Below are 26,066 nucleotides of genomic sequence, written 5' to 3'. Positions count from 1 at the left end.
TGTATTGCTGCCGACCGTAGCTCGTTTACGATGCGACTGCAATGTATCCGATCCGGGGCGACTCGTCCGGCGGCGACCCGGAGGCGCGAGGTTGTCGGCGTCTGCCATGCTCGGGCCGGTGACGACCGGCCGCCCCGCCAGAGCCCGCACCCACCGCCGCCCGCGAAGCCGCATTCTCCTCGTTCTCCTCGCGCTCGTCGCGGTGGCAGCCGTCGTCGGCGTCGCGGTGGTCGTGGTGCCGATGCTGCGGCCGGCGGGTCCGCGCCCGCTGTTCCAGATGCCCGTCGCCTGCGGCGAGACCTGGCAACTGAGCACCTATCCCGGCCACGACGACTACGACGTCGACTTCTTTCCCGTCGAGGGTGAGACGTGGGGGCGTCCGGTCCTCGCGTCCTATGCCGGAACGGTCACCGTGGCCGGCGTCAACGGGTCGCTCGGTGGTCGTACCCCGGAGAACCCGGAGGGTCCACGCGGGCGTGGCGGCGGTTACTGGGTGAAGATCGATCACGGCGGCACGTGGGAGACGCAGTACCTGCACCTGCTCGAACCGCCGCTGGTCGAGGTCGGTCAGAAGGTCGCCCAGGGCGAGCAGATCGGGAAACTCGGCAGCACCGGCAACTCCGGTGCCCCGCACCTGCACTACGAGCAGCGGCGCGGCTGGGAGAAGGTCGAGACCTACTTCGACGGTGAGCCGTCGGGCATCACCACCGACGAGCGTGAACAGATCCTGCGGCGGGTGAGCAACAACTGCCCGGCCGGCTCGTGAGGACGGCGGTTTGCCCGGTGCGTCCCGGGGCACTGATTCGGGGAACAGTCCGGACGCAGGGAGGAGCTGGCCATGGCCAAGGGTGACGTCGACACGTACCACGAGGACGGGCAGTGGAAGAACAAGCCGGAGGGCAACGAGCGGGCCAGCAGCACGCATGACGTGAAGGCCGACGCGCAGGCCCAGGGCCGTGAGATGGCGGCCGACCGGGGCGTCGAACACGTGGTCAAGAAGCAGGACGGCACGATCGGGGAGAAGAACACCTATCCCCGCAGCCGTGACCCCCGGGACATCGAGGGCTGACCGCCCCTCGTCCTCGTTCTCCGCGGACCGACCCCCTCGGCGGGAGCCGACGGGGGTCGGTCCGTTTCCATCGCGGCGACGGCGGTCTCCGGCTGTTATCCGCGTACCGAAAATATGGGTGGTTTGGGGGGTTATAGTCCGATCGGGACTGAAGTGAAAGCGGGGAGTGGGCATGTCGTTGTGGGGCCGGCGTCGTCCGGCCAGTGCCGGTGCGCTGGTCGTCGTCCTGATCGCGGCAATGCTCGCGTTCGGGCCACTCCCGGCGTCGGCGGCCGGGTCCGTCCTGTTCGATCAGCCGTTCCGCAACAACACCGCGAACGGCATCGGCGCCGTGGCGGTTCCGGGCGTGCCCGTGCTTCTCGGGACGAACGCCGCCTGCCTGACCGCGGCCGGCAACTCGACCACCGGCCCCCTGCTCAGTTGCACCACGTCCACCGACCCGCAGGGCTCGGGCAAGCTGCGCCTCACCCCCGCCACCCTCAACCGGGAGGGCGGGGTTGTCGGCGCGGTGAGCGTCCCCACCTCGCAGGGCATCCACGTCACCTTCAACACCTACCAGTACGGCGGCACCAGCACGGGCGCGGACGGGCTCGCCTTCGTGCTGGCCGCAGTCGACCCCGCCGACCCCAGATCCCCGTCGGCCCTCGGCCAGCCGGGCGGTTCACTGGGCTACTCGGCGGCGTTCAACGGGACGTCGGCAGGACTCTCCAACGGCTACCTCGGTGTCGGCCTGGATGTCTTCGGCAACTTCAGCAACAGCGTCTACCAGGGCACCGGCTGCACGAACCCGCCCTACATCTCGACCACCGGCGGGCGGGTCCCGGGCCAGGTCGTGGTGCGCGGTCCGGGCCGCAACAGCGTCGGCTACTGCGCCGTCAACAGCACCGCCGGCAGCACCTCGGCCCCCGCCCTGCCGCTGCGGGCCAGCACCCGGGCCGCTTCCGTGGTGCCGGTCGAGGTCGTCATCAACACCACCTCGTCGCCGTACACCACCGACACCGGCATCACCACCCCCGCCGGCCAGTACCGGATCAGATTCACCCCGGTCGGCGGGCAGGCGCGACTTCTGGAGGGCATGCTCCCGGTCGTGTCGCCCAGCCTGTACCCGTCACCGACCTGGCTGAACGCCAACGGCTACCCACGGCAGGTCGCCTTCGGCTGGGTGGGCTCCACCGGCTCGGTCACCGACTTCCACGAGGTCGACAACGCGCGGGTCGTCAGCTTCAACCCGGTCCCCGACCTCAACGTCTCGCAGACCAGCGCCGTCGGCCCCACCCCGCAGCCCGGCGACCCGGTCACCTACTCCATCACCGCGGGAGTCGACGCCGGTGCCACCGAGACGGCACCGATCTCGGTGACCCAGACCGTGCCGGCCGGTGTCGTACCGCGCGCCGCCTACGGGTCCGGCTGGGTCTGCGGCGCACCGTCCGGGCAGACCATCACCTGCACCAACAGCAACGGCCCCTTCGCCGGTGGAACCTCGCTGCCGCCGATCACCGTCGTCGCGACCGTCACCGGCGCCGGTGTCACTCCGACGCAGATCCAGACCGCGACCGTGGCGACCTCGTCGTCGATCGACGCGAACCCGGGGCTCGCCACCGGCGCCACCCCCGTCGCGCCCGCGACCGCACCGACCGGCGTCACCGTCACCCCGGCCCAGAGCTCGATCTCCGGTGGCATCCCGGTCACCGTCGGCGGCAGCAACCTCACCGGCGCGACAGCCATCACCATCGGTACGACCGCCGAGCAGCAGGCCGGCACCTCGGTGCTGCTGCTGCCCTGCACCTCCGGACCGGCCCCCGGCTGCTTCACGGTGAACGCGAACGGCACGCTCGCCATCTCCTCCATGCCCGCCCGATCCAGCCCGGGGACGGTCACGGTCAGCGTCGTCACCCGAGGCTCGGCCGGCTCGGCGAACTACGTCTACGCGTCCACCCCGGGCACCCCGGCCGCGCCCACCGCCGTGGCGGGCGTCACCAGCGCCACAGTGACCTGGACCGCGCCGGCCAGCAACGGCAGCCCGATCACCAACTACCTGATCACCCCGATCCGGGACGGTGTCACGCAACCGACGCTCACGTTCGACGCCTCCACCACCAGCCGCACCCTGACCGGCCTGACCGCCGGCTCCTCGTACGCCTTCCGGGTGGCGGCGGTGAACGCGTTCGGAACCGGCGCGGCGAGCCCGGCCTCGGCGGCGGTGGTTCCGTACACCCTGCCCGGCGCCCCGACGATCACCTCGGTCACCGCGGGGACCACCGCCGCCAGGCTGAGCTGGACCACCCCGGCCAACGGTGGGTCGGCGATCACCGGGTACACGGTGACGCCGTACCTCGGCGGCGTGGCGCAGACTCCGCAGACCTTCACCGGAACCGCCACGACCCAGACCGTCACCGGGCTGACCGGCGGCGCCACCTACACCTTCCGGGTGGCGGCGATCAACGCCGCCGGCACCGGTCCACAGTCGGCCGCCTCCGCGTCGGTGACCGTCAACCCGGCACCGACGCTGACCTTCGCCCCACCGCCGCCCGGCAAGGCCTACGACCCGTACCAGTACCAGCTCACCGTGAACGGCGGCACGGCTCCCTTCGCCTGGTCGGTCAGCGCCGGGAGCCTGCCCACCGGGTTGACCCTCGACCCGGTCACCGGCCTGCTCTCCGGCACACCCACCGTGTCCGGGACGTTCCCGTTCACCGTGCGGGTGACCGACTCGTTCAACCAGTCCGCGACCCGACCGGTCGAGCTGGTCATCAATCCGCTCGGTGGGCTCTCCATCAGCGTTCCGGCGATCTCCACACTGGGCACCGTCACCTCGGGTGCGACAGGGGTCTCGGGACAACTCGGCCCGGTGACGGTCACCGACGACCGGGGGCCGTTCTCCGGCAACTGGGTCAGCGTCGTCTCCAGCACGAGCTTCACCACGGGTTCCGGTTCGGGCGGGGAGACCATCCCCAACAGCAGCATCACGTACGCCTCCGGGGCCGCCCTGGCCGCCACCGGTGTCGGCACCTTCGTCCCGCAACCCGGCGCCGTGCTGAACACCCCGCGTACGGCCGCCCAGTGGACCGGCCAGGCCGGCGGTGCGAACTCCGCCACCTGGAACCCGACGCTGTGGGTGACGCTCCCGTCCGGGGTGGTGGTCGGCACCTACGTCGCGGTCGTCACGCACTCGGTGATCTGAGAACCCGTCGTCGGAGACGACGCTGCCCGGCCGTTCCGAAGGGGAACGGCCGGGCAGCGTCTGTCTGTCGTCGGGGTCAGGCGAGCCGTTGCCGGCGGACGAGGTACCAGCCGCCGAGGGTGACCAGCACCAGCAGGGCGATCCCGCCCACCGCGTAGACCAGCCAGCTCGGCCCGGCGGACGTCGCGACGGTCATCGGCGCGGCGACGGGCAGGCTGATCCTCCCGGTCGCGGTGCGTTCCACGATGCCGCTGGCGAGTTTCGCCTGCACGTCCCAGGTCCCCGCGGGCAGCGCCTGGTTGACCTCGATCCGGACCTGGCCGCTCTGCCCGGGCAGGATCGTCACACCGTTGGTCACCTTGAACGGCCCGGCCCGGACCGCCGCCTTGCTCAGCGACAGCGTGCCGGTCATGTCCAGCGCACGCTGGCCGGTGTTGGTGACCTGCGCGGTGACGACCGGGAACTCGCCGATCCCGGGTTCGGCGGCCAGCCCGTCGATGCGGAAGTCCGTCGGCGGTTCTCCACCCGGACCGATGTCCAGGTAGACCCGGATGCCCACCCGGTGGATCTGGGTGACGTTGCCGGTGCGTTCCTTCGCACTGGTGACCTGCGCCCAGATCGCCGCGTACCGCTCGCCCTTCGAGGCCTTCTTCGGCACGGCTATCTCGACCTCGACCGGCCGTCGCTCGCCCGGGTCCAGCACCATCGTGGCGGTCTTCAACCGGATCCATCCACTGAGTTCGTTGCCCGTACGCCCCTCCGGGACGGTGAAGGCGTTGTTCTCCACCGACGCCGCCCCGGAGTAGAAGTCGATCTCCTGCGACTCGCCGGAGGAGTTCAGCACCTCGACCCGGCGGTTGATCGTCGTCCCGGGCTTCAGGTGATCCACGATGTAGACCTGGGCGCGGGGGTCCTGCGCGCGGCTGGCGGGGATGTCGAGCATGCGGATGCTGATCGCGGCGTCCTCGGCGGGTTCCTGTCGGTGCTCCCGCACGGCAACGGCTGGCGCCGCCGAAACCCCGAGCGCCACGAGGGCGACCGAGGCCAGCAGCGCCAGCCGGCCGAGCGGGTCAGACCACCGAATGTGTCACCGTCCCGGTGTAGACACCCTGGACGGTGCCGACGGGCACGTTCACCACCAGGGTCGGGTTCCAGGTGGCGAAGTTGTTGCCCGTGCCGCCGGTGTGGCTCATCGCCGTCCGCGGCACGTTGATGATCACCTGCTGGGCCGCGGTCGGCTGGCCGGGCGTGAAGGTGCCGCCGCCGGCCGTCGCTGTCGGGGGACCCGACCAGTAGAGGACGTTGATGTTGGGGATCGTCTCTCCCGAGCTGCCGCCGCCGGTGACGAAGTCGGTGGAGATGACGCTGGCCGTCCAGTTGGGGGTGAGCGATCCGCGTTGGTCGAGCACCGTGACCGGGCCGAGCTGCCCGGTGACGGTCGAGCCCTCGACACCGTGCCCGATGTTCGCCGTCGCCGGCACGGTGATCGACAGACCGCCTGCGGCGTCGACGGTCAGGGTCACGATCGTGTCGCCGGTCGTGTCCGCGGCGGCCGGTCCGGCGAGCGCGACGACGGCGGCGACGCCGGCCACACCCGCGAGAAGTTTCCTGCGCATCGAATCTCCTTATCCTCGAATCGCCCATACGGCGCCTTCGAAGAGTAACTACGCAAATCGCCCAGAGATGGGGAAACAGCGCGCAGGTCACCCGGTCGCCTGGCAGTAGTGGGCGGGAAGAAGTCGATCGCCCGCCGGTCGTTACGACAGCGGGCGATCGCGACGGGGCGACGAGCCGATCCGGCCGGCGAGCCGGGCCCTCGGCACGCGGCCGAGCGTCGGCTACCGGAGTCTGCGCCGCCGACTCTCAGGCCGGCACGACGTAGGGGAAGCTGCTCGCGCGGGCACCCTTGGTGACCTCCGGGGTGAGGCCCGAGGTGGTGCCGGTGTTGAGGACCAGCGAGAACATCACCTCGGGCGCGTTGTCGGCCAGCGCCCGCCCGTTGCGGACCGCGAAACCGTAGTTCGCGGCCGTGCCGACCGTGTAGGACAGGAGGTCGGGGTAGAGCTGCCGGGCGACGCTCCAGCCGTACGCCTGCGGGTCCGGTGCGGTGCCGTTCGCCGCGACGACACCCGCCACCGCGTTGGCGATCTCCTCGCCGTCCTCGGCGAGGTCGCGACTGGGGTGGCGGGCGTTGGCGGGGTTCGAGAAGTCGGTGTCGTGCGGCCAGAAGATCGGCCACATCATGGGGTGGCCGGCGCGGTTGATCTGACGCCAGCCCCCGGCGTCGGTGGCCAGCAGGGTGCGACACCACACGCCGATCTCGGTGCCGTCGCGCAGCAGGGGCTCGTCGTGGGACACCTCCAGGACGATCGACTCGACGGTCGTGCCGGCGAAGCTGTTCTTGGCCTGGTCGACGCGCCACGACGACCGGTCCACGATCGACCCGTCCTTGACCGCGCCGTTGATGGTGGCGAGTTCGTCGAGGTCGACGAAGAACGGGTCGGTGATCCGTCCGGCCCAGATCCGGACGTTGGTGCCGGTCGCCATCTCACCGGTCCGTCCCTCGGCGATGGGGGTGCCCATCGCGGCGTCGTCGCGGGCGTCCGATCCGGTCAGCTCGTACAACTGGAAGGCCTGCTTGCCGTCGCCGTCGAGTTCACCGAAGGCGAACCGGTAGGTCAGGTCCTCCAGCTCCGTGCCGTTGACGTGGATCTTGAATTCGTACCGGCCCTCGGCGTGGAAACCACGCTTGATGTCGGCCCTGGTCACCGAGCTGTTGACGTCCATGACGAACACCGTGGCGCGGTCACCGTCGAAGACGAAGAGGTCGTCGATGTAGAGCTGACCGCCCTGGGCGGCGAGGGGGGTGTCGAGGTGATGCGACATGAACTCACTCCCGCAACGGCCGGATGTCTGGATTGATCCGAACGTAGTGGGCGGGGGTTCCACCGGAGCGAGGGTTGGCCCGCGATTCACCCAGGCGGCGGAGCGGCCCGCGCGGGGCGGTGGGCCGCCCGAGACTGTGCTCGACCGGCCCACTCGCGGTGCCGGTGCACTCAGATGCGAGACCACTTCTGGTTGGCCGCGCCCAGGCAGTCCCACAGGTGCAGCTTGCCGCCGTTGTTGGGGTTGGCCTCCCGTACGTCCACGCACTTGTTGGCGTTGAGGTTGACCAGGTCGCCGGAGCCGTTGAGGGTGAAGCGCTGAGCCGTGTTGCCGTTGCAACTGACCAGGTTGACCTCGGTGCCGTTGGCGGTGCCGGCCCAGGCGGGGTCCATGCACTTGCCCATCGCGCGGACGGTCCCGTCGGAGGCGAAGGTCCACGACTGCGCGGCGGTGGTGTTGCAGTCCCAGATCTGCAACTTGGCGCCCTCGACCGGGTTGGCGCCGGGGATGTCGATGCAGCGACCGCTCTGCGCGCCCCGGATCCGGCTGGTGCCGGGAGCGGGATCGCCTCCGCCGGAGGTGTAGCTGGACACCCGGACGTAGTCGACGAGCATCTGCTGCGGGAACTGGGTCGAACCGTCCGGGTAGCCGGGCCAGTTGCCGCCGACCGCGACGTTGAGGATCATGAAGAAGGGGTGGTCGAACACCCAGCGGTTGCCGCCGAGCCGCGCGGGGTCGACCCGGTGGTACTGCACCCCGTCCAGGTACCAGGTGATGACGTTCGGCTCCCAGTCGACCCGGTAGGTGTGGAAGCCGTCGGCGAGCGGGCTGCCCACGGTGCGACTGCCGGTGATGCCGCCGCCGCCGGAGTAGCCGGGCCCGTGCACGGTGCCGTACACGGTGTTGGGCTCCCGGCCGATGTTCTCCATGATGTCGATCTCGCCCGCGTCGGGCCATCCGCCGCCGGTGCCGAGCATCCAGAACGCCGGCCAGATGCCCTGACCGCGCGGGATCTTGATCCGCGCCTCGAACCGGCCGTACGTCTGCGTGAAGGTGGCCGCCGACAGCAGCCGGGCCGACGTGTACTCGCAGCGCCCGTAGTGGCACTGGTAGTTGGCGGGGTTGTCCCGGCGGGCGGTGATCACCAGGTTGCCCTGGCCGTCGTGGACGGCGTTGCTGGTGCTGCTCGTGTAGTACTGCCGTTCGTTGTTGCCCCAACCGCCGCCGCCGGTGTCGAACCGCCACTTGTTCTGGTCGACGGGCGTGCCGGCGGGGGAGTTGAACTCGTCCTGCCAGCTGATCGGGCCGATGGCGGCCTGGGCCCGATCGGGCTGCGGCGGGACGACGAGTGCCACGGTGGTGGTGACCAGCGCGGCTGCCGCGAGTACGAGTGGTCGGAAGCGGAGTCCGAGGCGGGCTGTGAACACGGGAGGCTCCTCAGCGTGGGGGTGACGGAGGCGTCGTGACGAAGAGCCGGAGAGCGCTCTCCAACTGAAGCATGTCGATCCGCAGTCCTTTCTGTCAAGAGTGTTTCCAATATGACAACCGTCCGTTAGCGTCCGATGCCGACCGGTGGGCGGCGGGATGTCGGAGTGCGGCGAGGGTGCGAAGGCTCGTCGATGTCTCCGAGGTGGACGGCGTCCGCTCATCGACGGAGGTCGGGAACTCCGACCGTTACTCGATGGCGGTCGAATCGACCCTTCCTATTGCCGTGGGACGTCCAACCGGGACAGGATGGCGAGGCGTGCGGGAAACCTCCTCGTAACCTGCGCGCTGCTGGTCTCTGTCACAAGGAAGTGGGAGTCAGTCATGAGCGACGCCTCGACGGCGCTGGGTGTGCGCCTCTATCCGGACCTGGTCGAGCACGGTGGCCTGGCCCCCGCGCTCCACGAGACCGCCACCCGCCACGGGCTCGACATCGGCCGCGTGAGCGCCCCCGACCAGGGGCGCAGCCGGTTCACCTGCGCCGAACTGCACTCCGACCAGGGCGTGGTCTGCGTCAAGCTGGGCTCGCAGGCCCGATACTTCATGATCGACCTACGGGTCTCCGGCGAGGTCCTCGCGCGCGGCGACGTCATGGACCTGGTGCAGGTCGCCCAGGTGGCGGCGGCCTGGCGGGCCGGGCTGCCGTTCACCGAGCTCACCACCCGGTTCCCGTTCATGGAGGAGATCAAGCACCGCCCGGCCCCGGCAGCCCAGGTCAGCTAGGGCGCACTGACCCGCGCTGCCGTCAGCAGCGCAGCCGGGGTGGCAGAGGCGACCCCACCCCGACGTCACGGTTCAGGTACGTCGACTGCACGAAGGCGACGAAGCGCTCCGCGTCGGTCGCTGTCGACGCCAGCCCGAACGAGACGCGTACCGCGCCGCCCGTCGGCAGATGCAACGCGTCGAGATACTGGTCGATCGTGTCGACCCGCGCCAACAACCGTTGCCGCACCGACTCCCTCCTGATCCCGAACGCCCCCTCACCCGCGCCCGGATTACAGAAACAGCCGGTACGCAGGGAGAACCCGGCCGCCGCGGACTCCCGTGCGACGAGCCGTTCGTCGACCAGGGTGCCGTCCGGGTGGCAGAGGTTGAACGCCACGGTGCCGCCGCGCCGCGCGCCCGTCGTCGGCCCGTACACCTGCACCAGGGGCCCGCCGGTGTCGTGCCGCAGCGTGGTCAGCCGTTCCAGCAACCACTCGGTGAGCAGGGCGACGCGGGCATGGACGAGGTCGACGCCGATCGAGTCGAGCCACCGCAACCCGAACTCCACGTCCGGGATGCTCAGGAAGTTGAGCGTGCCGTCCTCGAACGCCGACTCGTCGTCCGTCGACCGGTGCCAGTCGCCCTGCACACTGACCGCGCGGATGGTGCCGCCGGCGAACCACGGCCGGCGCAGCCGGGCCAGGGCGTCGCGGCGGGCCACCAGCGCGCCGACCCCGGTGGGGTAACCGAAGAGCTTGTACCAGCTCAGACACACGAAGTCAGGCCTGACCACGCTGAGGTCCAACCGGTTCGTCGGGGCGAACGCGGCGGCGTCGAGCAGCACGTCGTACCCGCGCTGGTGCGCCACCTCCACCCAGTCCAGCGGATGCTGCACACCGGAGAAGTTGCTCTGCGCCGGGTAGGCGAACAGACCCCGGCCACCGGGCCGACCCCGCCGGGCGGCCCGGCTGCCCCGGCCGGCATCGAGCACCGCGACCAGGTCGGACTCCGCGACCCGCAGGTCCGGCCCGCTCAGCGGTACGTAGCGCGTGGTCGCGCCGGCCGACCGGGCGTACTCGCGGACACCGTTGACCGAGTTGTGGTTGTCCCAGGTCAGCACCAGCGACCCGCCCCGACGGAAGTCGTACGCCTCGCCGACCAGCCGGCAGGCGCCGCTGGCGTTCGGGGTGAAGACGACGGCGTACTCGGCCGGATCCGCGTGGAAGAAGTCGAGCACCGCGCGCCGGGCCGACTCCACCAGCGAGCCCGCCGCGCTGCTGGTGGGATTCTCCGAGTGCGGGTTGCCGTACAGGCCGGCGAGCAGTCGATCGTGGTGCTCGCGTACCTGGGCCTGCGCCGCCACCCCCGCCCCGGCGTAGTCGAGGTACACCTGCCCGTTCCGGTCCAGGTGCTGGTATTCGGTGGCCCGCAGGTCATCGATGCGGCTCGTGGCGGAATATCCTGGCCACGCCGTCGGCGAGGTGGGCGCTGCCGGCTCACGGGTTGCCACGGGAGTCCCTTCGGGCCAGCACCGCCCAGGTGGCGCTCAGGAAGAGCACCACGAAGCCACCGAGTATCAGCCAGTTGATCCACACCGGACGGGAGAAGCTGTCGCCGTAGGTGGTCAGCAGCGGCGGACCGAGCGGTGAGCCGCCGTCGCGCCAGAGCCGCTCCACCCCGGCGGTGTGCCCCAGGGCCTCGAACGCCCACCGGTTCGACATGGCGACGCTGAGCCACTGGCCGCCGACCGCCATGGCCGGCACCGGCAGGATCGCACCGACGAACAGCACCTGCGGGAAACACAGCATCGGCAGCATGAGCGTCGCCTGTGCCGCGTCGGACACGGCCGCCGAGCACAGCAGGCCGAGGGCGAGCGCGGCCGTCGAGGAGAGCAGCAGCGTCGCGTACAGGGCGGCGAAGTCGCGGCCGTCGACGGGTGGCAGCCGGTCGATGCCGCGCAACACCCCGAGCACTGCCAGGTCCACCACTGCCAGCAGCGGCAGCAACACCGCGACCTTTCCCATCAGGTACGGCACCAGCCGGACGCCCGCCAGCCGTTCCCGACGCAGGATGGGTAGCTCGGTGCAGATCTGGAGCAGCCCGTAGGTCAGCCCGAAGAAGAAGCCGCCGAACGCGATCCAGAACAGGATCATCACCGTCACCGTGGGGCTCGGCCGGCTCGGTTCGAACGCTCCCGGACGGAACAGCAGCGCGAACATGCCGAGCACCATCAGCGGTGAGCCGAGCAGGATCGCCAGCGTCAGCCGGTTGCGGACGACGATCTCCGCGTTGCGTGCGGTGAGGACGGACCACTGGCGCAGCCGGCCGACGGGCACCGGTGCGGCCCGGTCACCAGCGGCGGTGCGCTGGCCTGCGGGTTCGGCGTCGCGCCGCTGCTCGGCGAAACGGTCGGGCCACCGGGTCGGGTGCGTCGCCTCGTCGAGACGGAGGTGCACCTCGACGAGGGACCGCAGGCCGAAGAACTCCCGGGCTGCGGCCGGGGTGCCGGTGAACGCCAGCCGGCCGTCGCGGGTCAGCACGACCACGCGGTCGCAGTGGTCCACGTCGGTGATCTGGTGGGTGGTGAGCACGACCGTCGTTCCCGTGTCGGCGAGGGTGCGGAGCACCTGGAGCAGCTCCACGGCGATCGCCGGGTCCAGCCCGGAGGTGGGCTCGTCGAGGAGGAACACGCCGGGTCGGGTGAGCAGCTCGACAGCGATGCTGGCGCGTTTGCGTTCACCGCCGCTGAGCAGGCCCACCGGGGTGCCGGCCCGTGCGCTGAGTCGCAGCTCGGCGAGCACCTCGGCGACCCGGTCGCCGACCTCGGCCGTCCCGGTCGTGCAGGGGAGGCGCAGGCGGGCGGCGTACCGCAGGGTGCGGGCCAGGGGCAGTTCCCGGTGGATGATGTCGTCCTGCGGGACGAAGCCGACGACGCCCGGGTCGGCGCTGCCGTCGTACGTCACGGTGCCCGCTGTCGGTCGCCGTACGCCCCCGAGCAGCTCCAGCAGTGTGGTCTTACCGGCGCCGCTGGCACCGATGATCGCGACCAGTTCGCCCGGCGCGATGGTCAGCGAGACGTCGTCCAGGATCTGACGACCGCCTCGGACGCTGCGGCCCAGCCCATTGGTGGTGATGCCGACGCCGGTGCGCGGGGGAGTGGTCTGCTCGGTCGTCATGTCGGGTGCCCGATCGGGTCGGTGAGGGTCCGCCTGGATATCGTTCCTCGCCGATGTTACTGAGCGGGGCCGGTCGGTGTGCCGGCCTGATCGGTCAGCGCTGTCCGCCCACTCAGTCGATCGTGGTGCGTGCCTCCGGCGGCACCTGGAGAAGATCCAGGCAGTTGCGCCACAGTGTTTGCAGTTGGGTCGGATCGTTGAGCAGCTTCGCGAGTAGGACCCGACCCTCGATCTGGGCCACGATGGAACGGGCGGCCTCCCGGACGTCGACCGACGGACCGGCCAGGCCGCGTTCCTTCGCCTCGACGACGACCTTCTCGATGAGGGTGATCTGCTCCTCGAAGATCTCCTGGAGCCGACCGCGGATCTCCTCGGTCTGGTTGCTGAGTTCGAGGGCGAGGTTGCCGAACAGGCAGCCGGCGACGACCCCGGAGTTCTGTTGGCCGACGCGCTGGATGTCCTCGGTCGCCACGAACAGGTCCCGTAGTCGCCGCAGCGGGTCGTGCTCGGTGCCGAGCAACTGCTCCCACTGGCGACGCTGGGCGACCCAGTGCTCGTCGATGACGGCGCGGGCGAGGGCCTGCTTGGATTCGAAGAAGTAATAGAAGCTGCCCTTCGGCACGCCGGCCGTCGCGCAGATCTCGGCCACGCCCAGGGCCGAGTAGCCGCGCTGCTCGATCAGCGTGGCGGCAGCGTCGAGGATCTTGTTCCGTGCGTCACTGGTCCGTCCCATGCTTTGACGATACACGACCGGTCGGCTAGCTTTTAGTCGACCAGTCGTCTAGTGGTCATCCGGTCGGGCCTCCAGGTCCGGCCCCCAGGGCTTCGGCCAGTCAGGAAGGGTTCCCATGAACACCAGCCAGGTACAGAAGGTCGTCGTGGTCACCGGTGCGTCCCAGGGCATCGGCGCCGGCCTCGTGGACGCCTACCGCAAGCTCGGCTACGGCGTGGTCGCCACCTCGCGCTCGATCGGCGCGTCCGACGACCCGCAGGTCGTCACGGTCCGGGGCGACATCGCCGACGCCGACACGGCGCAGCGGGTGGTGGACGCCGCCCTCGACCGTTTCGGGCGCATCGACACCCTGGTGAACAACGCCGGCGTCTTCGTCGCCAAGCCGTTCACCGACTACACCGACGAGGATTTCGACCAGGTGACCGGAATCAACCTCGCCGGGTTCTTCCACCTCACCCGGCGCGTCATGCCGCACCTGGTGGCCAGTGGCGCCGGCCACATCGTCAGCATCACGACCAGCTTCGTCGACCAGCCCAACTCGAACGTCCCGTCGGTGCTCGCGTCGCTGACCAAGGGCGGCCTCAGCTCGGCCACCAAGTCCCTGGCCATCGAGTACGCGGGTCGCGGTGTGCGGGTCAACGCCGTCGCGCCCGGCGTCATCAAGACCCCGATGCACCCGGTCGAGACGCACGAGACGCTCGCCGGCCTGCACCCGGTCGGCCGGATGGGCGAGACCAGCGACGTGGTCGAGGCCGTCGTCTACCTCGAGTCCGCCCCGTTCGTCACCGGCGAGATCCTGCACGTCGACGGTGGCCAGAACGCCGGCCACTGACCTGACCCGGCCCCGGAGAGGAGCAGACGATGCCGATCGTCACCATCCAGATCACCCGCGAGGGCAGCACACCCGGCACGTCCGCGGCGACCGCCGAGGAGAAGGCCGCCGTGATCAAGGGCGTGAGCGAGGTGCTGCGCGACGTTCTCAACAAACCGTTGACGTCGACCTTCGTGGTGATCGACGAGGTCGCGACCGAGAACTGGGGTCGCGGCGGCCTGCCGGTCGACCAGTTCCGGCAGCAGCAGGCATCCGAGTAGACCCGACCCCTCGCCGGTGCGGCCCAGCCTCCGCACCGGCGAGGGCGGGCCCCGTCGGCGAGGGCGCTCCCGGTTCGTGAGCCAGCCGCGAGGGGCAGTCTCGGACGGACGCGGTCGGCATACTGACCGAGTTCACTGTCCTAACGGGGAGGACTCCGATGACCACGCCGTCCGCCGGCCCGCCAGGTCCCACACCCACCGACCTCATGGTCATGATCAGCGACGAGCGGCGACGGGCCGCCGACCTGATCGATACGCTGACGCCCGAGCAACTGGGCGTCCCGAGTTTGTGCGGCGCATGGACCGTCCGGCAGGTGGCCGCTCATCTCGTCGCCCCCTTCGCCGCTCGCCGCCGCTGGGTTCTGCCCCTCCTGCTACGGAGTCGCTTCAATCTGCACCACGCCAACGCCCGGCTGGCCGAGATGGTCGCCCGCCGACCGGCCGATGAGATCTCGGCGCTGCTGCGCGAGAACGCCGAGACGCCGTTCCGGGCACCGCGGGTTGGCTTCCTCGGCCAGCTCACCGACCTCCAGGTGCACGGACAGGACATCCGCCGCCCGCTGGGCCTGCCGCACGACCTGCGTCCCGATCGGCTCCGGACGTCGCTGGACTTCCTGGTGCACCGTCGCGCGATCGGTTCCTTCGTGCGCAGAGGTCACACCGACGGCCTGCGGTTCGAGGCGACCGACCTGGGCTGGGCATCAGGGGAGGGGCGAGTGGTCCGGGGCGCGGCAGAGGCGGTGATGCTCGCGCTGACCGGTCGGTCCATCGTCCTCGCCGAGTTGTCCGGTGACGGCGTCCCGATACTGCGCGACCGGTTGGCCCGCTGAGTCTCGCGCCCGGGCTATCCCGAGACCTCCGCGAAGACCTGCCGCAGCGCGTCGGCGAAGAGGTGGGGTGCCGTCATGGTCGCGAAGTGCGACTGGCCGGGCCTGACGACGTGACGCGCCGTCGGCATCGCCGCCGCCGAAGCGTTGACGGTGGTGGGCATCGGCTCCCACGTGTCGGCGCCCGCCAGCAGGAGCGTCGGCACGTGCGATGTCCGTGCCGTCCGCGGCGAGGGCTTCGAGGTCGTGCAGCCAGCCGACCGCCAGCGGGGAAAGACCGTGCGGATCGATCCGGAATCGGCCTTAAGGGACGTTAGGGCGCGGATCCCGCTCCTGGTGACGGGCGTGTCACGACGACGTCCGTCGATCCGACCCGCCGGGAGAGGCGTGGGTCACACCACTTCCCGTCGAGTCCGGGTGGTGTCCCGGAGGTGCTGACGGCGTCGCCGCCCGATCAGGGTCATTCGATGGCGGTCGGCACGCGGGTGCGGCGACGGCCGCCAGGTTGCCGTGGATCATGCCTGGTGGCGGGCCCGGTCAAGGGGTCGTCGGGCCCGGGTGCGTCGTGACTATCATTTGACAACGTTGCCACCGGCGCGCGAAGGTGCCGGGCGGGGCTGGAGATGCGGCTGTGACGGGCGAATACTGCGGTACGTCTATATTGCCGGATTGTTACATTTTCAACAGGCCCTCGCCTTGCGGATGACCCTGCGGCCGCAATACGTTGCCGTCAACAACAAAACCAAGTGAAGGTTCAACCTTCCGGAGGCAACCGATGACGTTGGCGAGGTGGTACGAGCTATGAGCGACGTGCCGATCCTCCTTGAGATGCGCTCCATCACCAAGGAGTTCCCCGGAGTCAAGGCCCTCTCCGACGTCAACCTGGTGGTTCGCGCCGGCGAGATCCATGCCATCTGCGGCGAGAACGGTGCGGGCAAGTCCACGCTGATGAAGGTGCTCAGCGGGGTCTACCCACACGGCAGCTACGACGGCCAGATCGTCTACCAGGGGTCGGAGAGCAAGTTCTCCGACATCCGGGCCAGCGAGAACGCCGGCATCGTGATCATTCACCAGGAGCTCGCGCTCATTCCGGGCATGTCGATCGCCGAGAACATCTTCCTCGGCAACGAACCGCGCAAGCGGGGCGCGATCGACTGGAAGGCCGCGAACCGCATGGCGCTGGACCTGATGGCCCGGGTCGGTCTGGAGGAGGATCCGGACACCCTGATCAAGGACATCGGCGTCGGTAAGCAGCAGCTCGTGGAGATCGCCAAGGCGTTCGCCAAGGACGTGAAGCTGCTCATCCTCGACGAGCCCACCGCGGCGCTGAACGAGGCCGACTCCCGGCACCTGCTGGACCTGCTGCGCGGGTTCCGCTCCCGCGGCATCACCTCGATCATGATCTCGCACAAGCTCAACGAGATCGAGGCGATCGCCGACCAGATCACCATCCTGCGCGACGGCCGGACCGTGGAGACCCTCGACGTCAAGGCGGACGGGGTCGACGAGGACCGGATCGTGCGGGGCATGGTCGGCCGTGAGCTGAGCAGCCGGTTCCCGGACCACACCCCGAAGATCGGCGACGTCTTCTTCGAGGTCCGCAACTGGAACGTCCGACACCCGATCTCCGCCGACCGGATGGTCTGCAAGAACGAGAGCTTCGTGGTGCGCCGCGGCGAGATCGTCGGCTTCGCCGGCCTGATGGGCGCGGGCCGCACCGAGCTCGCGATGAGCGTCTTCGGTCGCTCCTACGGGGTGTACGAGTCGGGCACGATCATCAAGGACGGCAAGGAGATCGTCCTGAAGTCGGTGGCGGACGCCATCGACAACGGGCTCGCGTACGTCAGCGAGGACCGCAAGGCGCTCGGCCTCAACCTGCTCGACGACATCAAGACGTCGACGGTGGCCGCCAAGCTGTCCAAGATCTCGCACCACGGCGTGCTGAACGAGGTCGAGGAGTACCAGGCGGCCGAGTCGTACCGCAAGGAGCTGCGGACCAAGGCCCCCACGGTCGACGAGGGCGTCTCCAAGCTCTCCGGCGGCAACCAGCAGAAGGTCGTCCTGGCCAAGTGGATGTTCACCGACCCGGACCTGCTGATCCTCGACGAGCCGACCCGCGGCATCGACGTGGGTGCGAAGTACGAGATCTACGGCATCATCCAGCGGCTCGCCGACCAGGGGAAGGGCGTCGTCGTCATCTCCTCGGAGCTGCCTGAGCTGATCGGGCTCTGCGACCGCATCTACACCGTGTTCGAAGGCGCCATCACGGGCGAGATCGCTCGGGCGGACGCGGACCCGGAGACCCTCATGAAGCAGATGACCTCGACGAAGAAGTTGGCCACCCGATGAGCCGTATCAAGGACCTTCAGAAGAACCTGTTTGGAGGCACGACCTCCAACGCCCGTCAGTTCGGCATGATCTTCACCCTGGTGGCGATCGTTCTGATCTTCCAGATCTGGACCAACGGGCTGACGCTGCGGTCGGACAACCTGATCGCGCTGTTCCAGCAGAACTCGTACATCCTGATTCTGGCCATCGGCATGCTCATGGTGATCGTCGCCGGGCACATCGACCTGTCGGTCGGCTCGGTCGCGGCGTTCACCGGCATCCTGGTCGCCAAGTCGATGACCGAGTGGGATCTGCCCTGGCCCGCCGCCATCGTGTTCGGCCTCGCCATCGGCGCGGTGATCGGCGCCTGGCAGGGCTTCTGGGTGGCGTACATCGGGGTGCCGGCGTTCATCGTCACCCTGGCCGGCATGCTGCTCTTCCGCGGTGGCAACCAGTTCATCGGCAACGCGCAGAGCATCCCGGTGCCGGAGGGCTTCCGGGAGATCGGCTCGGGCTTCCTGCCCGAGTTCGGCCCGAACACCGGCTACAACAACGCCACGCTGCTGCTCGGCCTGGCCGCCGCGGTAGCCGTGGTGTGGCGCGAGATCCAGGCCCGCAACACCCGTCGGGCGATGGACGCCGACCCGGCGCCCATGTGGATCTCGATCCTGCGGATGGCCGTCATGGTCGGGGTCATCGCCTTCGCGGCGCTGCGCTTCGCCAGTGGTCGCGTCGGCACCAGCTTCCCGATCTCCGGCATCATCCTGGTGGCGCTGGTCATCGCGTACTCCTTCTACACCCGCAACACGGCCGGTGGCCGGCACATCTACGCGGTGGGCGGTAACTCCCGGGCGGCCGAGCTGTCCGGCGTGAAGCTCAAGCGGGTCAACTTCTTCGTCATGATGAACATGTCCATCCTGGCCTCGCTGGCCGGCATGATCTTCGTGGCCCGTTCGCAGGCATCTGGCCCGCAGGACGGTAACGGCTGGGAGCTGGACGCCATCGCCGCTGTCTTCATCGGTGGCGCAGCCGTCGCCGGTGGTATCGGCACCATCAGCGGCTCGATCGTCGGTGGTCTGGTCATGGCCGTGCTCAACAACGGCCTCCAGCTTCAGGGCGTGGGCACCGACAAGGTCCAGATCATCAAGGGCCTGGTCCTGCTGCTGGCCGTCGCGATCGACGTCTACAACAAGAGCCAGGGGCGCTTCTCCATCATCGGGAGCCTGATGCGGCCGTTCCGCCGCGACGACTCCGCCCCGCCCGCCTCACCGCCGGACGCGGAGCGCGAGCCCGCCAAGGCAGCGGTGTCCGGCTGACGGCCACCGAACTCTCACCACCCCGTTACACCTCCAGAAAGGCAAGTCCTCACCATGCGCAAATTCTTCGGCACGTCGGTGGTCGCGGTCAGCGCCGCCGCCATGCTGGCCCTCGCGGGCTGCGGCTCCGGTCGCGACGGCGACGACGCGGGCTCCAAGGGCGGCGACGCCAAGGGCTTCGCGGCCAACTCGCTGATCGGCGTGGCCCTCCCGGCCAAGACCTCGGAGAACTGGGTCCTCGCCGGTGACCTGTTCACCAACGGTCTCAAGGAGGCCGGTTTCCAGGCTGACGTGCAGTACGCCGGCGCGTCGACCACGGTCGCCGACCAGCAGGCCCAGATCACCGCCATGACCACCAAGGGCGCCAAGGTCATCGTCATCGGCGCGACCGACGCCGCGCAGCTGGCGACCCAGGTCGCCGCGGCGCACGCCGCCGGCGCCAAGGTCATCGCGTACGACCGGCTGATCACCAACACGCCGGACCTCGACTACTACGTCGCGTTCGACAACTTCAAGGTCGGCCAGCTCCAGGGCCAGGCCCTGCTGGACGGCATGAAGGCCAAGAAGCCGAACGGCCCGTACAACATCGAGCTGTTCTCCGGCTCGCCGGACGACAACAACGCCGGTGTCTTCTTCAACGGCGCGATGGACGTGCTCAAGCCGGAGATCGACAAGGGCAACGTCGTCGTCGCCTCGGGTCAGAAGGACGTCAAGCAGACCGCCATCCAGGGCTGGAAGGCCGAGGGTGCGCAGGCCCGCATGGACCAGCTGCTGACCTCCACCTACGGCAACAAGGAGCTGGACGGCGTCCTCTCCCCGAACGACACCCTGGCCCGCGCGATCATCACCTCGGTCAAGGGTGCTGGCAAGCCGGTCCCGGTCGTCACCGGTCAGGACTCCGAGGTCGAGTCGGTCAAGTCGATCGTCAAGGGCGAGCAGTACATGACGATCAACAAGGACACCCGCAACCTGGTGAAGGAGACCATCAACATGGTCAAGGCTCTCCAGGCCGGTAACACCCCGCAGGTGAACGACACCAAGTCCTACAACAACGGCAGCAAGGTCGTCGACACGTACCTGCTCCCGCCGGTCGCCGTCACCAAGGCGAACGCGGCCGAGGCGTACGCCAACGACCCGAAGCTCGCGCCGCTCACCAAGTAATCACCGCACGGTAGGTAGCAACGCCGATGGGTCCCGGGTCTCCACCACCGGGACCCATCGTCGTCTCCGCACCCCCGCGCCCATCGGCTTCGACCCGGAAGGAGGTCTGACCGTGGCGGCACCAGTCCGGGCCAGGCCAACCGGCGTCGGTCGTACCACCGAATCACCGCTTCCGGCGGTCCCTGGCGCGAGCCAGGAGGAGATCCGGCGGCAGAACCTCGGCGCCGTCCTGCGCTACGTCCACCTGCACGGACCGACGTCCCGGGCCGAACTGACCAGCCAGCTCGGCCTCAACCGCAGCACCATCGGCGCCCTCGCCGCCGACCTGGTGGCCAGCGGGCTGGTCACCGAGGGGGCGCCGGCGAGCGTGCGCCGCGCCGGTCGGCCGTCGCTGGTGGTCAGTCCCCGCTCCGACCGGGTCTACGCGCACGCCCTGAGCATCGACGCGGCCCGGTTACGCGCCGCTCGGGTCGGTCTCGGGGGGCAGATCCTGGACCTGCGGGAGATCCCGCGACCCAGCGGCACGTCGGCGATCGACGCCGTCCGGCCCCTCGCCGACCTGGTCCGGGACATGGAACGATCCGTGGCCCCCGACGCCCTGCTGGTCGGTGGGGCGGTCGCGGCCACCGACACCACCCGCGAGCCGGACGGCAGGATCCGGATCGCCGGCGTCGACGAGACGCTCGGTGTCGCCCTGGAGGCGGAGTTCAGCGCCGGCCCGGGTTTCGTGACCGGCGACCTGGCCGACATCGCTGCCCTGGCCGAGCAGGTCCGTGGTGTGGCGACGGGCATCGACGACATCATCTACCTGCACGGCGACCTCGGCATCAGCGCCGGCATCATCGTCGGTGGTCGGCTGGTGATCGGCCACCGGGGCCACAGCGGCAAGGTCGGCCACATGGTGGTCAACCCGAACGGCCTGCCCTGCGGCTGCGGGTCGCGTGGCTGCTGGGAGACCGAGATCTCCGAAGCGGCCCTGCTGCGGCACGCCGGCCGGGATCCGAGCGACCGCGCGGCGGTGGCCGAGGTGCTGCGCGCGGCGGCGGACGGCGACCGGACCGCCGGCGCGGCGGTCGCGCAGGTCGCCGACTGGCTCGGCTTCGGTGTGGCGAACCTGGTCAACGTGGTCAACCCGGACGCCGTGGTGTTCGGTGGGTCGCTTCGCGACATCTTCACCGCCGGCGCGGACGTGGTCCGTGAGCGGCTGGACACCATGCCACTGCCCGCCTCCCGCGAGTACCTGCGGTTGCGTGCGGCGGCCCTCGGCCGCGACGCCGTCCTGATCGGCGCCGCCGAGTTGGCGTTCGACAAGCTGCTGGCCGACCCGCTCAACGTCGGTGTCGTCGGCCAGATGGATCCCGTCGACCCGATCTAGGGAGCTCCCGCACCACGCTGGTGCCGCCGCCCGGCCGGCGCTCCCAGGTCCACCTCTCGCGCCGCTTCCGGCGGCCGACACCCGCACCTCCGGCCGGGCAGGCCCCCGGTGGCCGCAGCCACCGGGGGCGCGGTCGGTCAGCCGCCCGGACGCAGCACCCGGCCGGGGCCGGCGGCGTTGTCGGCGGCGGCCTGGGTGCGTTGCGTCCCGGTGACACAGACGTCGTCCCCGATGAACGCCTCCCGCCACACGTAGCCGGCGACGCAGGTGTGCGGGCCGTACGGGCCGCTGACCCAGCGACTCGCGGCGACCGCGTTGTCCGCGAGCACCTGGGAGCGGGTCGTGCCGGTCACGCAGACGTAGTCGGACTGGTCGGCGTCGCGCCACACGTACCCGCTGACGCAGGTGTTCGGGCCGGACACCAGCCGCGCCGGGTTGCGGCGGGACGCGGCGGCGGCGTTGTCGGCGGCGGCCTGGGTGCGTTGCGCCCCGGTGACACAGACGTCGTCCCCGGCGTACGCCTCCCGCCAGACGTAGCCGGCGACGCAGGTGTGCGGGCCGTACGGGCCGTTCACCCAACGGCTCGCCGCGGCGGCGTTGTCCGCCCACACCTGGCTGCGGGTGGCTCCGGTGACGCAGACCAGGTCGCCCGCGCGGGCCTCGCGCCAGACGTACCCCTGCAGGCAGCGGTTGACCACGTCGGTCGTCACGGTCACCGAGGCGGCGTTGCCGGAGAGCCAGTTCACGCCGATCTGCACGCCGCCCGCGTTGAGTGACTGGGCCGGACCGCCGCCGGGGCCGGTACGCAGCAGGGTGGGTGTGCCGTTGCGGACCTCGTGCAGCAGCACCGTGTCGGCCGGGATGCCGGCGCTCCAACCGGTCTTCCGGCGGAACTCGACGGTGTAGTAGTGGAACAGGTCGGCCGGGTCGAACGGGATCCGGACCAGCTGCGGGCCGCTCGCGGCGGGCACCTCCAGCGGGGCCAGGGTGAGACTGCGGGAGCCGACCCCGTCGGCGCCCATGGTGAAGATCCGGTTCTTCGGCAGCCAGCCCAACTCGTCCCGGTTGGGACCGTTGAGCCCGACCGCGCTGGTGCCGTAGTTCGCGGTGCCGAAGGCGTAGATGTGCATCGCGCTCATCTCGTCCCACGGGTCGTCGTACTCGCCCGGCTGGGACCACGACGCGTTCTGGTAGGTGGTGTCGTTGGAGAACGAGTGGCCCAGGTTGTAGCCGTGCAGCATCTCGTGCGCGGCGAAGCCGACGTTCCAGGCGCCCGGGTCGAGCAGCACCCGACCACCGGCCGCGCCGGAGTCCACCCAGTCGTTGAGCATGACCGCGATCCGGTTGCCGGCGGGCACCGCGTAGCCGGCGGCCGCCGCGGTGTCCACGCAGCGCTGGGTCCGGGTCCACCTGTCGATCGACTGGAACTGCGCCAGTGTGTACGGCATCGTGTACCAGCCCCGCACCACCGAGCCGGCCAACGACACCCGACCGCCGGACTGGTCGGCCAGGTAGTCCGCCACCCCGCCGGTGCCGATGCCGGTCGCCGTGAGGAAGTTGGCGAAGTGCGACGGCGTCTTGGGCTCCGTCGGCTTGTCGCTGAACTTGCACAACAGCACTGACCAGGGGGTGGTGTTGCGGATCGGGCTGGCGGACGCCGGGGCGGCCGGCAGCGCCACCGCCCCCAGCACGGCGCAGGCGAGTGCCACGGCGGACGCGGCGACCCGACGGAGGACTCTGGACTTCACGCGTACGCTCCCATCGCTGCGGCCCACCGGACGCGGACCTGCGGTCCACATCGGAGCACCGATCGTGATCGGACCGGCGCGTTCAGTCGCGTTGGCGACGGGCTGGAATCCGACTGCGCTGGTCAGCAGCGTGTCGGTGCGCGGCGTTAGGCTCGCCGGCGTGGGTGTGCACCAGCTCGATCGCGCGCAGGCACGACGGATCGCCGTGCGGGCCCAGTTGTTGGCCGCCCCGCGCCCGACCGACCTGCTCACTGTGGTGCGGCACCTGACGCTGCTGCAGATCGACCCGACGGCGGCCGTCGCGCCGAGCGCCGACCTGGTCTGCTGGAGCCGGCTGGGCTCGTCGTACCAGCCCGCGCACCTGCGTCAAGCCCTCGAACGGGACCGGGCGCTCTTCGAGCACCAGGCCATGCTGCGACCGATGGACGACCTGGGGCTCCACCTCGCGGCGATGGCCGCCTGGCCCGCTCACGAACGGCAGCGCGAGTGGCTGCGCGCGAACGACTCGTTCCGGCGCGACGTGCTCGACCTGCTCGGTCGCTCCGGGCCACTGTTGTCCCGGGACATCCCGGACACCTGCGCGGTGCCCTGGCCGTCGTCGGGTTGGACCAACAACCGCAACGTCACCCAGATGCTGGAGTTCCTGGTCGCCCGCGGCGAGGGAGTCCCGGGGGCCTGGCGGGTGGACCCAGCCGCGCTCGGGCAGCCGTTCACCGGGCGTACGGCGGGTGTTGTCGCCGTTCGACAGGTTGGTGCACGACCGGGTCCGCCTCGAAGAGCTCTTCGAGTACGCGTACGTGCTGGAGATGTACAAGCCGAAGGCGAACCGCCGATGGGGCTACTTCGCGTTGCCGATCCTGCACGGCGACCGGCTGGTGGGGAAGGTCGACGCCACGGCCGACCGTCGGCGCGGCACGTTCACCGTGCACGCCGTCCACGAGGACGTGCCCTTCACCGCGCAGGTGAGCCGCGCCGTGCACGACGAGCTGCGCGACCTGGCGTCCTGGCTCTCGCTGACCCCGGAGGGTCTGCGCTGACGGGTGCTCGCCGGGGCCCCGGCTCCCCGACGAGCACCGTCGTCCACCTCAGTGATCCGGCTAGGCGATCCGGCGGACCCGGCGCACGGCCAGGTAGAGCAGCAGCAGGGCGACGGCGACGAAGATGCCCGTCTCGATGCCCTGGAACAGCCAGAACCGGTCGGCCGGCTGGTAGAGCTGCCAGTTGTACGCTCCCGGTTCGAGGCCCAGCTCGGCGCCGCAGACCCGACCGTCCGGCCCTCTCCCGCCCGTCGGGCACTGGATCCGGGTGTCCTCCGCGATCATCGTCCCGTCCGGGTTCCGGATACCCTGGGCGAGGATCCAGTCTCCCCGGCTGCTCTCCCGTGCTCCGTCCCCCTCGATCGGGAAGGTCTTGGTGCGGGCGGCCAGGTAGTGCGGCCGGGCCAGGACCTCCACCGCCGCCCGGGCTCCGATGAACCCGGCGAGGGTGATGCCCATGGCGGGCAGCATCCGCTTCCAGACGGTGCCGGCGAAGACGCCCAACGCCACGGCGAAGAGCGTGTAGCCGATCGGGACGATGCCCTGCAGGTCGAAGACGATCATGCCGAGGCGGCCCTCCTGGGCGGCCTGGGTCAGCGGCTCGACCCACCACGACATGCCCAGGCCGTAGCCGATCGCGAGGAGCAGCACGGCGGCGCCGACCAGCCCGAACTTCGTCAGCGCCCAGCGGGTGCGGCCGACGCCCTGGGTCCAGACGAACCGGTGCGTGCCCTGCTCCACCTCCCGGGCGACCAGTGGGGCGCCCCAGAACAGGCCGACCAGCACCGGCAGGGTGATCAGCAGGACGGCCAGCAGGTTGAGGCTGCCGTACTGGTTGCTGAAGCGTTGGAAGCTCCCCTCGCAGGTCTCGCGGGTCGTCGCGGCGACGTCGGCACGGGCGAGCTGGGCGGCGCAGTCCGTCAGCCCGAGGTCGGCGAAGCTGTTCCGCATCGACAGGCCGATCGGCACCAGCACGGCCGCCAGCACGGCGAACGCCAGCAGTGTGAAGAGTGCCTGCTTGCGGTGTTGCCGCCAGGTCAACCAGATCATGCTGCCACCCCCCACTCGCTGTGCCTGGTCTGCGCGGTGCCCTCGGCGAGGTAGGCCAGGACGACGTCCTCCAGGCTGACCTCACGGATGGTCCAGGCCGGATCGGTGACCGGCCCGTCGGTGCGGACCAGCAGTGTCGACTGCCGGTCGGTGTGGCTGGCCCGGACGACGGCGGCGACGCCCCCGATCACGCCGCCGTCGTGTCGTGGGCCGACCAACTGTCGGTGCTCGGCGACCAGGTCGTCGACCGCGCCGGTGAGCTGCACCTTGGCGGCGTTCAGCACGATCAGGTAGTCGCAGACGCGCTCCAGGTCGGCCAGCAGGTGCGAGGAGAGCAGGACGGTGGTGCCGGATTCCGCGACGCTGCCCATCAGCGACTGGAGGAACTCCCGCCGGGCCAGCGGGTCGAGGCTCGCCACCGGCTCGTCGAGCAGCAGCAGCCGGGGCTGCTTGGCGAGTGCGAGGGCGAGCGCCACCTGGGCCCGTTGCCCGCCGGAGAGCTTGCCGACCGGCTTGTCCGGCGGAATGCCGAGCTGCGCCAGCCGCTGGCGAGCCAACGTGGCGTCCCACCGCTTGTTCAGCTTGCCCCCGGCGACGACCAGCTCGGACGCCGTGAAGTCGCGGTAGAGCGGGGTGTCCTGGGCGACGAAGCCGATGTCGGCGAGGCCGTCCGTGTCGCCGTACGTCGACCGGCCGAACACCCGCACCGTGCCCGCGTCGGGCTTGAGCAGCCCGACGGCCAGGTGCAACAGCGTGCTCTTGCCCGCGCCGTTGGGCCCGACCAACGCGGCGATCCGGCCGGCCGGCAGGTCCAGCGAACAGTCCCGCAACGCCCAGGTGCTGCCGTACCGCTTGCCCAGCCGTTCTGCCTCCAAGACATGGTCCATTCTCTGTCCT

24 protein-coding genes are annotated in these 26,066 nt (G+C 70.2%); 12 read left to right on the top strand and 12 right to left on the bottom strand.

Translation table 11 applies throughout. The features are described 5' to 3' along the window. Nucleotides 1-118 precede the first annotated feature (118 nt). The 3 genes from GA0070612_RS27820 to GA0070612_RS27810 all read left to right on the top strand — a co-directional run bounded on the left by GA0070612_RS27820 (nt 119) and on the right by GA0070612_RS27810 (nt 4,250). Nucleotides 119-766 carry a M23 family metallopeptidase gene (locus GA0070612_RS27820; RefSeq protein ID WP_231924363.1) on the top strand — a complete coding sequence of 216 codons (648 nt, stop codon included), beginning with the start codon at nt 119-121 and terminating at the stop codon, nt 764-766. A 72-nt stretch (nt 767-838) separates the two neighbouring features. After that, nucleotides 839-1,069, top strand: a complete 231-nt coding sequence (locus GA0070612_RS27815; RefSeq protein WP_088990612.1) for a DUF2188 domain-containing protein — start codon at nt 839-841, stop codon at nt 1,067-1,069. A 172-nt stretch (nt 1,070-1,241) separates the two neighbouring features. Beyond that, nucleotides 1,242-4,250 carry a fibronectin type III domain-containing protein gene (locus GA0070612_RS27810; RefSeq protein ID WP_088990611.1) on the top strand — a complete coding sequence of 1,003 codons (3,009 nt, stop codon included), beginning with the start codon at nt 1,242-1,244 and terminating at the stop codon, nt 4,248-4,250. A gap of 76 nt (nt 4,251-4,326) precedes the next feature. On the opposite strand, the gene GA0070612_RS27805 is transcribed toward GA0070612_RS27810, so the two are convergent. The 4 genes from GA0070612_RS27805 to GA0070612_RS27790 all read right to left on the bottom strand — a co-directional run bounded on the left by GA0070612_RS27805 (nt 4,327) and on the right by GA0070612_RS27790 (nt 8,563). Then, entirely contained in the window at nt 4,327-5,244 is a 918-nt protein-coding gene (locus tag GA0070612_RS27805; protein WP_088990610.1) for a COG1361 family protein, read from the bottom strand. Nucleotides 5,245-5,320: 76 nt separating this feature from the next. Next, nucleotides 5,321-5,866 (bottom strand): hypothetical protein, encoded by a 546-nt coding sequence (locus GA0070612_RS27800; RefSeq protein WP_088990609.1) that lies wholly within the window; start codon nt 5,864-5,866, stop codon nt 5,321-5,323. 247 nt (nt 5,867-6,113) lie between these two features. Continuing rightward, complete coding sequence (locus GA0070612_RS27795; protein ID WP_088990608.1) at nt 6,114-7,136, bottom strand: DUF4331 family protein; 1,023 nt, start codon at nt 7,134-7,136, stop codon at nt 6,114-6,116. Nucleotides 7,137-7,306: 170 nt separating this feature from the next. Continuing rightward, nucleotides 7,307-8,563, bottom strand: a complete 1,257-nt coding sequence (locus GA0070612_RS27790; RefSeq protein WP_088990607.1) for a glycoside hydrolase family 16 protein — start codon at nt 8,561-8,563, stop codon at nt 7,307-7,309. A gap of 382 nt (nt 8,564-8,945) precedes the next feature. Here GA0070612_RS27790 and GA0070612_RS27785 point away from each other — a divergent pair, with 382 nt between their 5' ends. Continuing rightward, nucleotides 8,946-9,344, top strand: coding sequence for a hypothetical protein (locus tag GA0070612_RS27785; RefSeq protein ID WP_088990606.1), 399 nt, complete (start codon nt 8,946-8,948; stop codon nt 9,342-9,344). Nucleotides 9,345-9,366: 22 nt separating this feature from the next. Here the strand turns inward: GA0070612_RS27785 and GA0070612_RS27780 are convergent, their stop codons facing one another. From GA0070612_RS27780 to GA0070612_RS27770, 3 genes are all read right to left on the bottom strand, one after another. After that, on the bottom strand, nt 9,367-10,836 hold the full coding sequence (locus tag GA0070612_RS27780) for an aminotransferase class V-fold PLP-dependent enzyme (RefSeq protein ID WP_088990605.1): 1,470 nt from the start codon (nt 10,834-10,836) through the stop codon (nt 9,367-9,369). Beyond that, on the bottom strand, nt 10,823-12,502 hold the full coding sequence (locus tag GA0070612_RS27775) for an ABC transporter ATP-binding protein/permease (RefSeq protein ID WP_088990604.1): 1,680 nt from the start codon (nt 12,500-12,502) through the stop codon (nt 10,823-10,825). The genes GA0070612_RS27780 and GA0070612_RS27775 overlap by 14 nt, the downstream gene beginning before the upstream one ends. 112 nt (nt 12,503-12,614) lie before the next feature. Further along, entirely contained in the window at nt 12,615-13,235 is a 621-nt protein-coding gene (locus GA0070612_RS27770; protein WP_088990603.1) for a TetR/AcrR family transcriptional regulator, read from the bottom strand. Between the two features lie 115 nt (nt 13,236-13,350). Here GA0070612_RS27770 and GA0070612_RS27765 point away from each other — a divergent pair, with 115 nt between their 5' ends. The 3 genes from GA0070612_RS27765 to GA0070612_RS27755 all read left to right on the top strand — a co-directional run bounded on the left by GA0070612_RS27765 (nt 13,351) and on the right by GA0070612_RS27755 (nt 15,157). Further along, nucleotides 13,351-14,067: an SDR family NAD(P)-dependent oxidoreductase gene (locus GA0070612_RS27765; RefSeq protein WP_088990602.1), complete on the top strand. Its 717-nt coding sequence runs from the start codon at nt 13,351-13,353 to the stop codon at nt 14,065-14,067. A gap of 29 nt (nt 14,068-14,096) precedes the next feature. Continuing rightward, nucleotides 14,097-14,327 carry a tautomerase family protein gene (locus GA0070612_RS27760; protein WP_088990601.1) on the top strand — a complete coding sequence of 77 codons (231 nt, stop codon included), beginning with the start codon at nt 14,097-14,099 and terminating at the stop codon, nt 14,325-14,327. Between the two features lie 158 nt (nt 14,328-14,485). After that, nucleotides 14,486-15,157 (top strand): maleylpyruvate isomerase family mycothiol-dependent enzyme, encoded by a 672-nt coding sequence (locus tag GA0070612_RS27755; RefSeq protein ID WP_197699252.1) that lies wholly within the window; start codon nt 14,486-14,488, stop codon nt 15,155-15,157. Between the two features lie 14 nt (nt 15,158-15,171). On the opposite strand, the gene GA0070612_RS27750 is transcribed toward GA0070612_RS27755, so the two are convergent. After that, nucleotides 15,172-15,360, bottom strand: a complete 189-nt coding sequence (locus GA0070612_RS27750) for an alpha/beta fold hydrolase (protein WP_088990600.1) — start codon at nt 15,358-15,360, stop codon at nt 15,172-15,174. A gap of 595 nt (nt 15,361-15,955) precedes the next feature. On the opposite strand from GA0070612_RS27750, the gene mmsA reads away from it, so the two are divergent. From mmsA to GA0070612_RS27730, 4 genes are all read left to right on the top strand, one after another. Next, the gene (mmsA, locus tag GA0070612_RS27745) at nt 15,956-17,503 is read left to right on the top strand and encodes a multiple monosaccharide ABC transporter ATP-binding protein (protein WP_088990599.1); all 1,548 of its coding nucleotides are present in this window, start codon (nt 15,956-15,958) and stop codon (nt 17,501-17,503) included. Then, on the top strand, nt 17,500-18,798 hold the full coding sequence (gene mmsB, locus GA0070612_RS27740; protein ID WP_088990598.1) for a multiple monosaccharide ABC transporter permease: 1,299 nt from the start codon (nt 17,500-17,502) through the stop codon (nt 18,796-18,798). Before mmsA ends, mmsB begins: the two co-directional genes overlap by 4 nt. 54 nt (nt 18,799-18,852) lie before the next feature. Further along, a complete protein-coding gene (locus GA0070612_RS27735) occupies nt 18,853-19,959 on the top strand; it encodes a substrate-binding domain-containing protein (RefSeq protein ID WP_088990597.1) in 1,107 nt (368 codons plus the stop codon). A 112-nt stretch (nt 19,960-20,071) separates the two neighbouring features. Beyond that, nucleotides 20,072-21,334: an ROK family transcriptional regulator gene (locus GA0070612_RS27730; RefSeq protein WP_088990596.1), complete on the top strand. Its 1,263-nt coding sequence runs from the start codon at nt 20,072-20,074 to the stop codon at nt 21,332-21,334. Nucleotides 21,335-21,471: 137 nt separating this feature from the next. Here the strand turns inward: GA0070612_RS27730 and GA0070612_RS27725 are convergent, their stop codons facing one another. Beyond that, the gene (locus GA0070612_RS27725) at nt 21,472-23,082 is read right to left on the bottom strand and encodes a hypothetical protein (protein ID WP_157742626.1); all 1,611 of its coding nucleotides are present in this window, start codon (nt 23,080-23,082) and stop codon (nt 21,472-21,474) included. An 82-nt stretch (nt 23,083-23,164) separates the two neighbouring features. After that, nucleotides 23,165-23,485, bottom strand: a complete 321-nt coding sequence (locus GA0070612_RS32735) for a hypothetical protein (RefSeq protein WP_231924362.1) — start codon at nt 23,483-23,485, stop codon at nt 23,165-23,167. Between the two features lie 325 nt (nt 23,486-23,810). Between GA0070612_RS32735 and GA0070612_RS32730 the strand changes: the two genes are divergently transcribed. Next, nucleotides 23,811-24,119 (top strand): DNA glycosylase AlkZ-like family protein, encoded by a 309-nt coding sequence (locus GA0070612_RS32730; RefSeq protein WP_231924361.1) that lies wholly within the window; start codon nt 23,811-23,813, stop codon nt 24,117-24,119. 60 nt (nt 24,120-24,179) lie between these two features. Here the strand turns inward: GA0070612_RS32730 and GA0070612_RS27715 are convergent, their stop codons facing one another. Further along, nucleotides 24,180-25,169 (bottom strand): ABC transporter permease, encoded by a 990-nt coding sequence (locus tag GA0070612_RS27715; protein WP_088991808.1) that lies wholly within the window; start codon nt 25,167-25,169, stop codon nt 24,180-24,182. Continuing rightward, entirely contained in the window at nt 25,166-26,056 is an 891-nt protein-coding gene (locus tag GA0070612_RS27710; RefSeq protein ID WP_088990594.1) for an ABC transporter ATP-binding protein, read from the bottom strand. The genes GA0070612_RS27715 and GA0070612_RS27710 overlap by 4 nt, the downstream gene beginning before the upstream one ends. Nucleotides 26,057-26,066 lie beyond the last annotated feature (10 nt).

Origin of the sequence: Micromonospora chokoriensis, from assembly GCF_900091505.1 — a bacterium.
In the GTDB taxonomy this organism is placed as follows: Bacteria; Actinomycetota; Actinomycetes; order Mycobacteriales; family Micromonosporaceae; genus Micromonospora; species Micromonospora chokoriensis.
This window is presented reverse-complemented; position numbering and strand designations above follow the sequence as displayed.

Coding starts and splice junctions, on each gene's coding strand:
- GA0070612_RS27785 (WP_088990606.1), top strand. CDS start 8,946: ATGAGCGACGCCTCGACGGCGCTGGGTGTGCGCCTCTATCCGGACCTG.
- GA0070612_RS27795 (WP_088990608.1), bottom strand. CDS start 7,136: ATGTCGCATCACCTCGACACCCCCCTCGCCGCCCAGGGCGGTCAGCTC.
- GA0070612_RS27800 (WP_088990609.1), bottom strand. CDS start 5,866: ATGCGCAGGAAACTTCTCGCGGGTGTGGCCGGCGTCGCCGCCGTCGTC.
- GA0070612_RS27710 (WP_088990594.1), bottom strand. CDS start 26,056: ATGGACCATGTCTTGGAGGCAGAACGGCTGGGCAAGCGGTACGGCAGC.
- GA0070612_RS27760 (WP_088990601.1), top strand. CDS start 14,097: ATGCCGATCGTCACCATCCAGATCACCCGCGAGGGCAGCACACCCGGC.
- GA0070612_RS27770 (WP_088990603.1), bottom strand. CDS start 13,235: ATGGGACGGACCAGTGACGCACGGAACAAGATCCTCGACGCTGCCGCC.
- GA0070612_RS27775 (WP_088990604.1), bottom strand. CDS start 12,502: ATGACGACCGAGCAGACCACTCCCCCGCGCACCGGCGTCGGCATCACC.
- GA0070612_RS27765 (WP_088990602.1), top strand. CDS start 13,351: ATGAACACCAGCCAGGTACAGAAGGTCGTCGTGGTCACCGGTGCGTCC.
- GA0070612_RS27715 (WP_088991808.1), bottom strand. CDS start 25,169: ATGATCTGGTTGACCTGGCGGCAACACCGCAAGCAGGCACTCTTCACA.
- mmsA (WP_088990599.1), top strand. CDS start 15,956: ATGAGCGACGTGCCGATCCTCCTTGAGATGCGCTCCATCACCAAGGAG.
- GA0070612_RS27815 (WP_088990612.1), top strand. CDS start 839: ATGGCCAAGGGTGACGTCGACACGTACCACGAGGACGGGCAGTGGAAG.
- GA0070612_RS27755 (WP_197699252.1), top strand. CDS start 14,486: ATGACCACGCCGTCCGCCGGCCCGCCAGGTCCCACACCCACCGACCTC.
- mmsB (WP_088990598.1), top strand. CDS start 17,500: ATGAGCCGTATCAAGGACCTTCAGAAGAACCTGTTTGGAGGCACGACC.
- GA0070612_RS27735 (WP_088990597.1), top strand. CDS start 18,853: ATGCGCAAATTCTTCGGCACGTCGGTGGTCGCGGTCAGCGCCGCCGCC.
- GA0070612_RS27810 (WP_088990611.1), top strand. CDS start 1,242: ATGTCGTTGTGGGGCCGGCGTCGTCCGGCCAGTGCCGGTGCGCTGGTC.